The organism is Cupriavidus sp. CuC1 (genome assembly GCF_044627735.1).
GTDB classification, from domain to species: domain Bacteria; phylum Pseudomonadota; class Gammaproteobacteria; order Burkholderiales; family Burkholderiaceae; genus Cupriavidus; species Cupriavidus ulmosensis.
In genome coordinates, this window is the sequence record NZ_JBIUHC010000001.1 from 83,620 (window position 1) to 95,959 (window position 12,340).

Genomic DNA, 12,340 nt, shown 5'->3' on the forward strand with positions numbered 1-12,340 from the left:
TTTTGTGCCTCATGCCGCCCAAAAGACAGGGTGGGTGAGGTAATGGGGTGGATTTGGTGCCTTATCTTTACACCGTTAGCGAAGATTAGTGGGGTAAAAGTAAAAGATCAAGTGACCCTGACCGACTTTGCCGCACCGCAACGTCTCCCTACAATGCTATGCATTCATTGGTGTACAGGCCCACGCAGTGGTGTTGGCTTGCCGGCTTTGCCGGGTTTGTCCAAAGGAACCGCTCCAGCTCATGCAAAAGATCCGCGCAGTCGTCTTCGATGCCTACGGCACGCTGTTCGACGTGTATTCCGTCACCGCGCGCGCGGAGCAATTGTTTCCGGGCAAGGGCGAGGCGCTGGCATTGCTGTGGCGCGAGCGGCAGATCGACTACACCCGCATTCGCTCGATGGCCGCCCCCGACGGCGCATACTACAAGCCGTTCTGGGCGCTTACGGTGGATGCGCTGCGCTATGCGGCCGAGCGCCTGCAACTGGTGCTGGACCCGGCCTTGGAGGCGCAGCTGCTCAAGGAGTACGCGTGCCTGTCGGCCTTCCCGGAAAACCTCGGGGCGCTCAAGCGCCTGCGGGCCGCCGGGCTGCCGCTGGGCATTCTTTCCAACGGCAACCCCGAGATGCTGGACATCTCGGTCAAGAGCGCCGGCATGCACGGGCTGTTCGACCACGTGCTGTCGGTCGATGCGGTGCGCATGTACAAGACCGCGCCCGAGGCCTACGCGCTGGGCCCCAAGGCATTTGGCGTGCCGGCCGGGGAGATCCTCTTCGTCTCGTCCAATGGCTGGGACGCTTGCGGCGCCACCTGGTACGGCTACACCACATTCTGGATCAATCGTGCCGGTCATCCGGCGGAGCGGCTCGATGTGAGCCCTTCCGGCACCGGGCACGACATGAACGACCTGCTCGAATTCGTGCGCACCCAAGGTGCGGCGGTTTGACGGCGGGCACCCCAACTCAACCATCGATCACAGGAGAACACTGATGGCCATCACGCTGCCTGCGGGCATGAAGATTACCGGCGAAATCCTGCCGGCCTACGAAGACATCCTCTCGCCGGCCGCACTGGCCCTGGTGGACAAACTGCATCGCGCCTTCGAGCCGCGCCGCCAGGAACTGCTGGCCGCCCGCGTCGAGCGCACCAAGCGCCTGGACGCCGGCGAGCTGCCCGACTTCCTGCCGGAAACCAAGAGCGTGCGCGAAGGCGACTGGAAGGTCGCGCCGGTGCCGCCGGCACTGCATTGCCGCCGCGTGGAAATCACCGGCCCGGTCGAAGCCAAGATGGTCATCAACGCGTTCAACTCCGGCGCGGACAGCTACATGACCGACTTCGAGGACTCCAACACCCCCAACTGGCACAACCAGTTGCAGGGCCAGGTCAACCTCAAGGCCGCCGTGCGCCGCACCCTCACGCTGGACTCCAACGGCAAGCACTACAAGCTGGCCGACAAGATCGCCACGCTGCAGGTGCGCCCCCGCGGCTGGCACCTCGATGAAAAGCACGTCACCATCGACGGCCAGCGCGTCTCCGGCGGCATCTTCGACTTTGCGCTGTTCCTGTTCCATAACGCCAAGGAACAGATCGCACGCGGCGCCGGCCCCTTCTTCTACCTGCCGAAGATGGAAAGCCACCTCGAAGCCCGCCTGTGGAACGACGTCTTCGTCATGGCCCAGAACGAAATCGGCCTGCCGCAAGGCACCGTCAAGGCAACCGTGCTGATCGAAACGATCCTGGCCGCCTTCGAGATGGAAGAAATCCTGTATGAGCTGCGCGAGCACAGCGCTGGCCTGAATGCCGGCCGCTGGGACTACATCTTCTCGTGCATCAAGAAGTTCAAGGTCGACAAGAACTTCTGCCTGGCCGACCGCGCCAAGGTCACCATGACCGCGCCGTTCATGCGCTCGTACGCGCTGCTGCTGCTCAAGACCTGCCACAAGCGCGGCGCGCCCGCCATCGGCGGCATGAGCGCCCTGATCCCGATCAAGAACGATCCGGAAAAGAACGCCATCGCCATGCAAGGCATCATCAACGACAAGAAGCGCGATGCCACCGACGGCTACGACGGCGGCTGGGTGGCGCACCCGGGCCTGGTCGAGCCGGCCATGAAGGAATTCGTGGCAGTGCTGGGCGACAAGCCCAACCAGTTCGACAAGCAGCGCGACGACGTCAACGTGGCGGCCAAGGACCTGCTGGACTTCCAGCCGGAAACCCCGATCACGGAAGCCGGCCTGCGCATGAACATCAACGTCGGCATCCACTACCTCGGCTCCTGGCTGGCCGGCAACGGCTGCGTGCCCATCCACAACCTGATGGAAGACGCCGCCACCGCCGAGATCTCGCGCTCGCAGGTGTGGCAGTGGATCCGCTCGCCCAAGGGCAAGCTGGAAGATGGCCGCAAGGTGACCGCGGAGATGGTGCGCGCGCTGATCCCGGAAGAGCTGGCCAAGGTCAAGGCATTCATCGGTGGCGACACCAAGACGTATGACCGCGCCGGGCAGATCTTCGAGCAGATGTCGACGTCGGAAGACTTCGCGGAATTCCTGACGCTGCCGCTGTACGAAGAGATCTGATCGGGCTGGCCGTACTGGCCTTGCCGGGGCGCCTGCCTCGGCGTTAAAAAACCCGCAGCCTGGTACTGCGGGTTTTTTATTTCCAGGCTCCAGGTAAGCCGACGCGATTCGCGCCCATGCCATCTGGCGTAACATGATCAGGACCAGGCTTGCTCTTGCCGGAATTTTTCCGCGATCTGCTCACGCCGACCGATAAGGCTTGGAATGCTCATTCCAGCAGGAGAGGCGACGATGCTTCAGGCTGCCCAGTTTATCGCTACCTTTTGCTGCACCCTGTTCTCGGGCGCAGCGGTCTACATTACGTTTGTCGAGCATCCCGCACGGATGGGATGTGACACGAAAACGGCGGCAACGGTCTGGGCGCCAAGCTACAAGCGCGCAACGCTGATGCAGGCGCCGCTGGCAATCCTGAGCTGTCTCGCGGGTGTGGCCTCAGGGCTGCTCGGGGGCGGCACGATGTGGCTGATTGGCGCGGTGCTCATCGGCAGCGTTGTGCCGTTCACCTTGCTCGTGATCAAGCATGTCAACGCGCAACTGCTCGAGGGCAAGCGCGAGCTCGCTTCGGCTGAAACGCGGATCCTGCTGGACAAATGGGGAAGGCTACATGCGGTCCGGTCCGTGCTGAGTCTTCTCGCCTCCGTTCTCTTCCTGGTTCTCTTGCTTCACCACTGATCAGGCGGATCAGGCAGATCAGGCGGATCGCGCCGATGCTACCGGGTCAACGTGGCCAGATAGCCGAAGGCAGCCGGTGCCGGCCATGCCGGCCACGGCCTCCCTGTCACGCGTCCTCGCCTCACGCCGCAGCTAGCGTGGCATCAGCTGGCTTCCACAGCGCACCCGCATAAAGCGCCGCACCAAAATCCGCCGGCACGTCGCCGCGAATCCGCTGTTCATGCAGCGCCAGGTCCGCCAGCAGCAGATCGCGGCTGATGCGGGCGACAGAGCCTGGGATATCGCGCCGCATGCTGGGCACATCGCCCAGCGGCACGCCGACGCTGGCGAAGCCAGCAGGGTTGTGCACGTGGAGATTGCGCAGCCACGGCGCGGCGCCTGGTGTTTTCTCAAGGTACTCAAGGCCGCTGCCCAGATAGGGCGACGCGGCGAGTTCGTCGTCGCGTGCGTCGGCCGGGGCTGCATAGCGGTCTCGCCAGCGCAGGATATGCGGCGCGATGTCGGCCAGTTCCGGACGAGCCGACGGATCCACCAGATAGCCCGTGCCGGCAATCGCGAAGTCGAAGCGCAGGGTCTCGCCTTGCACCTGGGTGACGATGCGGCCGGATTCCACCTCGGCGCCGGACAGCGACGTGCCCAGGTGCAAATGGAATTGCGGGAATTTGAGCACCCGCTCAACGGAATCGGCCGGTGGCGTGGAGCCGGCGCGGCGATAGCGGATGGCTTGCTCCCAGCGCGTGGCGTCGGGCAGGGCGTGGTAGTTGTCGTAAAGGCCGGGGTAGGCGCGCACGCGCGATACCGGCGTGGCGGCGATATGGTCGCGGCGCGCGAACAGGTGCACGGCAGCCGCGCCGGATTCCAGCGCCACGGCGGCGGCGTCGAAGGCGGATGCCGCCGCGCCCAGCACGGCGATCGTCTTGCCGCGCAGCGCGTCGAAGTCGATGGCATCGGCCGTATGCGCGGCCAGCCCGGCGGCCACGGCCCGCGACAGCACGGCTGGCACGAACGGTGCGCCATTGCCGGCCACGCCATTGGCCAGGAGGACCTTGCGCGCCGTCTCGATGCGCGGCTGCCCGTTCACTTCAAGATGCAGCCGGAAGTGCTGCACCGCGGCGCCGGTTACGGGTTCGATGCGTACCACCCGCGTGGCATAGCGCACCTGCACGCCGAGGAAGCTCCGGTACCAGTCCAGGTAATCGGCCCAGGCCAGGCGAGGAATGCGGTCGATGGCGGCATAGGCCTCGGCCCCGTGCCGCGCTTCATACCAGGCCTGGAAGCCCAGCGTGGGCAGGCCAAGCTCCGGCCCGACCAGGTTCTTGGGCGTGCGCAGCTTCTGCATGCGGGCGCGCGTGCGCCAGACGCCGGCCAGCGCGCCGTCGGGCGCGGCGTCCAGCACCGTCACGCGGCCGATGCCCGCGCGGCGCAGCGCGAAGGCGTAGGCGCTGCCGCTCTGGCCGCCGCCGACGACGGCCACGTTGTGGTCGATGCCGGCGTGGTCCGGCACCCAGTTGTCTGGCGCGGGACCGAGCAGGCGCAGTGTTTCACGCGCGAGGAAATCGGGGTCGGAAGCGGGGAGGGAAGAGGTAGTAGTCATGCGGCAGCGGCAAGGGTTTGGGCGGCGGATCTGGAGGAAGCGGCTGGATGCGCGGGGCGCTTGAGCCCAAGGTGCTCGCGCAGCGTGCTGCCGTCGTACTCCGCGCGGAACAGGCCGCGGCGGCGCAGCTCCGGCAGCACCAGTGCGATGAAATCGGTGAGCCCGCCCGGCAGCACCGGCGACATGATGTTGTAGCCGTCGGCGCCGTATTTGCGGAAGCGCTCTTCGAGCTGGTCGACGATCTGCTCTGGCGTGCCGATCACCTGCCAGTGGCCGCGGGCACCCGCAACGCGCTGGTAGAGCTGGCGGATGGTCAGGTTCTCGCGCCGCGCCAGGTCGATCACCAGCCGCTGGCGGCTCTTGCTGGCATTGGTCTCGGGCAGCTCGGGAATCGGGCCATCGAGTGCATAGCCCGACAGGTCGAAGCCGCCGGTCAGGCCGGACACCAGCGCCAGGCCGACCACGGGGTCGATCAGCGCTTGCAGCTGCTCGAATTTCTCCTTGGCTTCGCTTTCGCTCTGGCCCACCACGGGGAATACGCCGGGCAGGATCTTCAGGTCGTCCGGCTCGCGCCCATACCTCGCGAGCCGGCCTTTGACGTCGGCGTAGAAGGCCACGGCATCCTCCACGGTCTGCTGCGCCGTGAACACGGCTTCGCCTGTGCGTGCGGCCAGTTCCTTGCCGGCTTCGGAGGAGCCGGCCTGTACCACGACCGGATGGCCCTGCGGCGTGCGCGACACATTGAGCGGCCCCTGCACCGAGAAATGCTTGCCCTTGTGGCGCAGCACATGGCGCCTGGCGGGCTCGTAGTAGCGGCCGCTGGCCTTGTCACGCAGGAAGGCATCGTCTTCCCAGCTGTTCCACAGCCCGGTGACCACGTCGGCGAACTCGGCAGCGCGCTCGTAGCGGTCGGCATGGGCGAAATGGTGGTCGCGGTTGAAGTTGCGGGCTTCGTGCTCGTTGGACGAGGTGACCAGGTTCCAGCCGGCGCGCCCGCCCGAGATATGGTCCAGCGAGGCGAACTTGCGCGCTACGTGATAGGGCTCGTTGAAGCTCGTCGAGGCGGTGCCGACCAGGCCGATGCGATCGGTCACCGCGGCCAGCGCGGATAGCAGCGTGATGGGCTCGAACTGCGCCTGGTAGCTGTGCGCGGTGCGGCTGAGGAACTCGACATCGTCGCCGCGCGTGCCTACACCGTCGGCCAGGAAGACCAGGTCGAACTTCGCCGCCTCGGCGGCCTGGGCGAGCGCGACGTAGTGCTTGAAGTCGATGCCCGCGTCGGCCTTGGCATCGGGATGGCGCCAGGCGGCGATATGGTGGCCGCTGGGGTAAAGGAAGGCGCCCAGGCTGAGGAAACCGCTACGTTGAGCCATGATTGCTTGTCGGTTATTTGCTGGTGTCAGTTGTTTGCTTGGATCAGGGATATCAGGCGGCCTTGCGAGCGCTTCGCCGGCCCTGTGGCCGTGCCAGCCCCAGGTGCTCGCGCAGCGTGCTGCCTTCGTACTCCGTGCGGAAGATGCCGCGCCGTTGCAGGATCGGCACCACGCCGTCGACAAAGTCCTGCAGCCCGTCGGGCAGCGCATCCGGCATCAGGTTGAAGCCATCCGCCGCGCCATGCCGGAACCAGTGCTCGATGTCGTCGGCGATTTGCTCAGGCGTGCCCACGATCACGCGATGCCCGCCGCCGCCCGCCAGCTCGCGGATCAGTTCGCGCACGGTGTAGCCATGGCGCCGCGCCAGCGCCAGCGTGGCGTTGAAGAAGGTGTGGTTGCCATTGCCGTTGGCGGGCAGGACAAGGTGGTCCGGCAGCCGCTCGTCCAGCTTCAGGCGGTCCGGCGTAATGCCTAGCGTGCCGGCCAGCCGCGCCAGGCTATAGTCCCAGGGAATCAGGTCGATCAGCGCGTCGCGCCGCTGGCGTGCCTGCGCTTCGGTGGCGCCGATGATGGTGGTCAGGCCCGCCAGCACCCGCACGGCGTCGGGCCCGCGCCCGAGCGCCTGCGCGCGCGCTTTCAGCTCGCGCCCGTAGGCCAGCGATTCCTCGAAGGATTGCGACGCCGAGAACACGGCCTCGGCATGGCGTGCGGCCAGCTCGCGCCCGTCGGCGGAGCCGCCGGCCTGCACCAGCACCGGATGGCCTTGCGGCGAGCGCGGCAGGTTGAGCGGCCCATGCACGCTGAAATGCTCGCCATGGTGCGCGATCGGCTGCACCTTGGCGGTGTCGACGAAGCGGCCCGATGCCTTGTCGCCGATAAAGGCGTCGTCCTCCCAGCTGTCCCACAGCGCCTTGACGACGGTGGTGAACTCGGATGCGCGCGCATACCGCTGCGCGTGGTCCGGTGCCGCATCGCGCCCGAAGTTGCGCGCCGAGGGCGCATCGGCCGTGGTGACCACGTTCCAGCCGGCGCGCCCCGCGCTCACATGGTCCAGCGTGGCAAAGCGACGCGCGATGTTGTAGGGCTCGTTGTAGCTGGTGGACGCCGTGCCGACCAGGCCGATATGCGTGGTCGCCGCCGCGATGCAGGCCAGCAGCACCGTCGGCTCCAGCACGGGGATCGGGCGGAAATGGATCTGATCGACGATGGCGGCGTTGTCCGCCAGGAACACCGCGTCGAGCTTGCTGGCTTCGGCAATCTGCGCCACGCGGATGTAGTGCCGCACGTCGGTAAAGGCGGTGGGATCGCTCTCGGGCAGCCGCCAGGCCGACGGCACGAAGCCCGAGTGCAGGATGTTGATATTGAGGTGGAGCTGGCGCGCTCGGCTCGATGCACTCATTGGTAGGTCCCCGGTTCGGGATGGCCTTCGCCCAGCACCCAGCGGCCGACGTTGCGGGTCTTGTACTCGGACGGGTTGTGCAGGGTATGGATGCGCACGTTGCGCCAGAAGCGGTCCAGGCCGGTCTTGCGCACCGCCGAGCGCGCGCCGGTGACCTCGAAGATCTCGCTGGAGACCTGCAGCGCGACCTCGCCAGCCAGCACGTTGGCCGCCGCGATGGCCACGGCCGCTGCGCCGCGTTCCTCGGCGGCGAGCGCTTCTCCGCGCGCAATCACGCCGTCGAGCGCAAGCAGCGCGCGGTCGGCCAGCGCGGTGGCGGCCTGGGTCTTGACCCAGAGCTCGCCGTATTGCCGGCGCACCCACGGGTCGTCGACATGGCGCTCCACGCCCGAGTGGATCCACGGGCGCGACTGATGCACCGTGTATTCGCGCCCCGCGCGCAGCGCGCCCTGCGCCGTGCCGATAAACACATTGAGCAGCACGCTTTGCTGCTGCAGCGGCGTGACCGTGCGGTAGGGCTCGGCCGGCGCGCCGGTGGGGTTCAACGGCACTGGCTGGCCGAGCACTTCGCTCTCGTGCACGTGCACACCCCGGTAGGTGACGCGGCCGCTGCCGGTCTGGCGCTGGCCGATGCCGTCCCAGTCGTCCTCGATCACGATGCCTTGGCGGTCCGCGGGAATCGCGGCAAAGCGGCGCTCGCCGCTGTCGGCGTCTTCCCAGGCAATCGCCAGGAAGTCGGCCACATGCGAACCGGAAGTGAAGGGGCGATAGCCGTCCAGCACGAACCATTCGCCTTCGCGCCGGCCAAACAGGCTCTTGGAAAAGCTGTTCGCCGTGTTGCCCCAGAACCAGTTGCCCTCGGCCGAGCGGCGCCACAGGCTCAAAGCCTTCTGCGGCGCGTTGCGCAAGCGCGGGCTCAGCAGGCTGCTGTAGTGATAGCCGAACAGATGGCCGAGCGAGCCATCCACCTGCGCGAACAGGCGCGTGATGCGCAGCACGGTCGACCAGGTTTCGCCCTCGCCGCCGATTTCGCGTGGCAGCAGCAGCGCAAGCAGGCCGTGCTCCTTGAGCAAGCGAATCTGCTCGGCCGGTTTCCCGCCGGCCTGGTCGCGGGCGATGGCGTCTTTGGCGAAGCGATCGCGCAGTGCGACGGCGCGGGCGATGAATGGGTTGCTGGTGTCGGGCTCGAACAGCGTGGGCGCTGGTTCAGCCTGTGCGTGGAGATAGGCGACGTTGGCGGTCATGATGGGGTCTCGGTCGGTAGCCGTAATCGAATGTTGGGCGCGCAGGCCAGCAGTCGCGGCTCATGGTGTTCGGCGGGTTCAGCGATAGATGGCAGGCGAGGGGAATTCGCCCGTGAGCAACCATGTGCCCACCGTGCGTTTCTTGTACTCGGCCGGGTTGTGCAGCGTGTGGGTGCGCACGTTGCGCCAGAAGCGGTCGAAGCCATTGGCGTTGGTGGCAGAACGCGCGCCCATCACCTCGAAGATCTCGTTCGATACGGCCAGTCCGGTCTCCCCGGCGTACAGGTTGGCGGTAGCCAGCTCGATGGCTACCGGCCCGCGCTGCGCCAGCGTCAGCGCCTGTCCGTAGCCATAGATCGCATCCAGGCTGCGCGCCGCCTGGTCGGCCAGCTCGGTCGCCGCCAAGGTGCGGATGGCGAGCTCACCGTATTTGCGCTGGACCCACGGATCATCGACATGGCGCTCCACGCCCGAGTGGATCCACGGACGCGATTGCGTGGCGGTGTAGGCGCGGCCTTCGTCCAGCGCGCCCTGTGCCGTGCCGACGAACACATTGAGCAGCACGCTTTGCTGCAACAGCGTGGTCAGCGATGCGAAAGGGGTGAGCGGATCGTCAGGCTTGCCAAGCAGCTCGTCGTCGCGCACCAGCACGCCGTTGAACGTCACGGTGCCGCTGCCGGTCTGGCGCTGGCCGATGCCGTCCCAGTCATCCTCGATCACGATGCCCGCGCGATCCGCCGGCACCACGCCCATCAGGCGCTGGCCGAGCGCATTCTCCCAGGCAAGCTGGATCACGTCCGCCACATGGCTGCCGCTGGAGAAGGGTCGGAATCCGGTGACCAGCCAGCCATCGTTGCCGGGCGCGCGCTGCGCGCTGGACGTCTTCGACAGCGCATTGCCCGAGTTGCTCCACAGCCATTGCTCCTTGGCAGCGGCGCGCAGCCAGCGCTCCTGCTGCGCGGGCGTGCCGCGCGCCTGCACGGCGTGCACGGGCAGATGGTGGTAGCCGAACAGGTGGGCCAGCGAGCCATCGGTACGCGCGAATTCCCGCACCACGCGCAGCAGTGACAGCCACGAGGCACCGCCCCCGCCGTACGCCGTGGGAATGCCGGCTGAGAGCAGGCCGCTTTCCTTGAGCAAGCGGATTGGTTCGATGGGCCGGCCGCCAGCCTTGTCGCGGGCGACGGCATCGGTATGGAAGGCCTCGCGCAGCACCACTGCGCGGGCGACGAAGGGATCGCTCAGATCCGGACCGAAGTTGGGCATGCCGGGTTGTCTTCTCAATGTTGCACCCGAGACACGATAGAACAAGGTTGTCGCGCCACCAACGAAGCAAACCGCGCTTGCATATCCACTTTTGTGGATGGCCGTTCGCCGCATCACTGCGCGCAGAAATTTCCCTGCGCCAATTCAGACGGCGCCCACGCCCTGTGCCGCGGTCCCACGGAACAATGCATCCGTCTCTACTCCCACGACCTGATTTTGCAAACATTGAATCCGGACCCCGGCCTGACGCCGCGCGCAGCCGTGGCGCATGGCGGCTTGCAAGGCCGCGAGCTGACCCTGGCGCAACTGCAGGAGGCCGCGCAGCGGATTCCAAGCGCGGGATTGCGACACCGAGAGAAGAGATGGACATCATTCGCGCCAGGCTGAATGTGGCAGAGGCGCACGCAAAGGAGCTAGAGGCATGGCAAAGCGCACGATTGACGGCATCGAGATCGAAACGGGCTCCGGCAATGTCTTTGCCGACCTGGGCCTGCCCGATGCCGAGAAGCTCAAGATCAAATCCGGCCTCGTGATCGAGATTGCGCGCGCCGTGCGTCGCCTCGGGCTGACCCAGGAAGAAGCGGGGCGCCGGATGGGCATTGCGCAGCCGAAGGTGTCGAGCATGCTGCGAGGTGACTTCGCCAATTTGTCCGAACGCAAATTGATGGAGTGCCTTACCCGGCTGGGTTACGACATCGAAATCAAAGTCACGCTTGCGGCAGAGCCGGTAGGGCATTTGACGCTTGCACTCGCGTAAGGCTCTCGCATAAGGCTCTCGCATAAGGCTCTCGCGTTGCCTGGGCGGCAATGCCCGGCGCACGTCAGGCTACCGGTCCTGCAACACGGCCTCCCTGGCTTGCTCTCCCGCCTCGGCCGGGCCATAGCCTTCACCCTTCCACTCGATAAAGCACAGCCCATGGCCAAAAGGGTCGGACAGCATCGCCTGCCGCCCCCAGGCGAAATCCTGCGGCCAGTCCTCCAGTTCGGCACCGGCTTCCAGCGCGCGTTCGACTGCGCTTTCCAGGTCCTCCACCACAAAGTCGAGATGCACCGGCGTCCAGTGCCGGCGGTAGTCGCGCCGGCCATCGGCGCGCGTGCTGGGCCTGGTGCCCTGCGCCTTGGCCAGCAGGTAGATCGGCGCGCTGCCGCCCAGCATTTCCGCCACGGAGCCGTCGAACAGTTTGCGCGCCAGGCGCAGCCCGAGGCCGTGCTGGTAGAAGCCGATGCCGTGCGCGAGGTCGTCGACGTCGATATTGATCAGCAATTGCATCGCAGTCTCCTGCTTGAAATGGGGGCGGAGCCCGCATGGAAGCATCCCGCCCGAAGAACGGGATTGTGCGCCGGCCCTCCTGACAAGTACTGTCAGGAGTGTTGTACTCGGCGCCTGTGATGCGCAAGGCTGAAAGCGGTGCCGGCGAGGGCTTCAGGCGCGCATTGGCACCAGCAAGGCATTGACCACGGGCACCAGCGCATCGCCCAGCGCGATATGGTCGGCGGCGTCCAGGTGCACGCCGTCGACTTCGCTGCTGTGGATCACCGTGCCGGTGTCGAAACAGTCGCATCCGCGCGCGCGGCAGACTTCCTGGAAGGCTTGCGCCAGCCCCACGCATTTGTGCTCGCCACCGGCAAATTTCGGCGCCAGCGGCCCGCGCGGCGTGGTGATGGGCGGGGGCACCAGCACCAGCACCGGCGGTACGGGCATGCCGGGCTCGATCGGCGCACCGCGGATGGTGTCGAGCAGGGCGCCGATGCCTTGCGCGGCGTGCCAGGCGTTATGCGGGTGCATGGACTGGAAATCGTTGCTGCCGAGCATCAGGATCACCAGCGCCAGCGGCGAGTGCATCTCGATGCGCTGCGCCAGGCCCTGGATGCCGTTGCGGCCCGGCTTGAAGGGATCGTCCCAGACCGTGCGGCGGCCGTTGAGGCAGTCTTCCAGTATGCGTACCGGGCGTTGCCCTTCGGCGATCGCGCCGTTCAGGGCGAGTTCCAGGCGGCCGGGCCAGCGCACCGGCCAGGGAAGGCGCTGTCGCGTGCCCGGCACGATGCCCCAGGATAGCGAGTCGGCGTAGACAAGTACCTGCAGCGGGTCGACGGCGCAAAGGGTGTCGGATCGGGTGTCGGGAGACGGCAGGGCGCTCATGGGCGGGCTCCGGGAAAGTTTGCTGCGGACCTTCGCACAGACCTTCATAATATCGGCTAACAATAGATCGGGAGAGTTA

11 protein-coding genes and 1 pseudogene are annotated in these 12,340 nt (G+C 66.6%); 5 read left to right on the forward strand and 7 right to left on the reverse strand.

The annotated features are described in order from the left end of the window. Positions 1-241 precede the first annotated feature (241 nt). The 3 genes from ACGLHR_RS00415 to ACGLHR_RS00425 all read left to right on the forward strand — a co-directional run bounded on the left by ACGLHR_RS00415 (position 242) and on the right by ACGLHR_RS00425 (position 3,245). Positions 242-943, forward strand: a complete 702-nt coding sequence (locus tag ACGLHR_RS00415; protein WP_267603424.1) for a haloacid dehalogenase type II — start codon at positions 242-244, stop codon at positions 941-943. Positions 944-986: 43 nt separating this feature from the next. Further along, positions 987-2,573: a malate synthase A gene (gene aceB / locus ACGLHR_RS00420; RefSeq protein ID WP_400091216.1), complete on the forward strand. Its 1,587-nt coding sequence runs from the start codon at positions 987-989 to the stop codon at positions 2,571-2,573. A 231-nt stretch (positions 2,574-2,804) separates the two neighbouring features. Further along, positions 2,805-3,245 (forward strand): DUF1772 domain-containing protein, encoded by a 441-nt coding sequence (locus tag ACGLHR_RS00425; RefSeq protein ID WP_400091218.1) that lies wholly within the window; start codon positions 2,805-2,807, stop codon positions 3,243-3,245. A 121-nt stretch (positions 3,246-3,366) separates the two neighbouring features. Here ACGLHR_RS00425 and ACGLHR_RS00430 read toward each other — a convergent pair whose 3' ends face one another. The 5 genes from ACGLHR_RS00430 to ACGLHR_RS00450 all read right to left on the reverse strand — a co-directional run bounded on the left by ACGLHR_RS00430 (position 3,367) and on the right by ACGLHR_RS00450 (position 10,121). After that, positions 3,367-4,839 (reverse strand): SidA/IucD/PvdA family monooxygenase, encoded by a 1,473-nt coding sequence (locus tag ACGLHR_RS00430; protein ID WP_400091220.1) that lies wholly within the window; start codon positions 4,837-4,839, stop codon positions 3,367-3,369. Next, a complete protein-coding gene (locus tag ACGLHR_RS00435) occupies positions 4,836-6,212 on the reverse strand; it encodes an LLM class flavin-dependent oxidoreductase (protein ID WP_318231959.1) in 1,377 nt (458 codons plus the stop codon). Before ACGLHR_RS00435 ends, ACGLHR_RS00430 begins: the two co-directional genes overlap by 4 nt. Before the next feature lie 52 nt (positions 6,213-6,264). Next, complete coding sequence (locus ACGLHR_RS00440; protein ID WP_400091222.1) at positions 6,265-7,611, reverse strand: LLM class flavin-dependent oxidoreductase; 1,347 nt, start codon at positions 7,609-7,611, stop codon at positions 6,265-6,267. Next, positions 7,608-8,855 (reverse strand): acyl-CoA dehydrogenase family protein, encoded by a 1,248-nt coding sequence (locus ACGLHR_RS00445; RefSeq protein ID WP_400091225.1) that lies wholly within the window; start codon positions 8,853-8,855, stop codon positions 7,608-7,610. Before ACGLHR_RS00445 ends, ACGLHR_RS00440 begins: the two co-directional genes overlap by 4 nt. A gap of 78 nt (positions 8,856-8,933) precedes the next feature. Beyond that, positions 8,934-10,121, reverse strand: a complete 1,188-nt coding sequence (locus tag ACGLHR_RS00450; RefSeq protein WP_400091228.1) for an acyl-CoA dehydrogenase family protein — start codon at positions 10,119-10,121, stop codon at positions 8,934-8,936. Positions 10,122-10,450: 329 nt separating this feature from the next. Here ACGLHR_RS00450 and ACGLHR_RS00455 point away from each other — a divergent pair. Beyond that, a pseudogene (locus ACGLHR_RS00455) lies at positions 10,451-10,537 on the forward strand (type II toxin-antitoxin system RelE/ParE family toxin); the annotation flags it as partial. A gap of 5 nt (positions 10,538-10,542) precedes the next feature. Then, positions 10,543-10,878, forward strand: a complete 336-nt coding sequence (locus ACGLHR_RS00460; RefSeq protein ID WP_267603412.1) for a helix-turn-helix domain-containing protein — start codon at positions 10,543-10,545, stop codon at positions 10,876-10,878. A gap of 69 nt (positions 10,879-10,947) precedes the next feature. Here the strand turns inward: ACGLHR_RS00460 and ACGLHR_RS00465 are convergent, their stop codons facing one another. After that, positions 10,948-11,391, reverse strand: a complete 444-nt coding sequence (locus ACGLHR_RS00465) for a VOC family protein (RefSeq protein ID WP_400091231.1) — start codon at positions 11,389-11,391, stop codon at positions 10,948-10,950. A 153-nt stretch (positions 11,392-11,544) separates the two neighbouring features. Then, complete coding sequence (locus tag ACGLHR_RS00470; protein ID WP_400091234.1) at positions 11,545-12,261, reverse strand: SGNH/GDSL hydrolase family protein; 717 nt, start codon at positions 12,259-12,261, stop codon at positions 11,545-11,547. Positions 12,262-12,340: the final 79 nt, after the last annotated feature.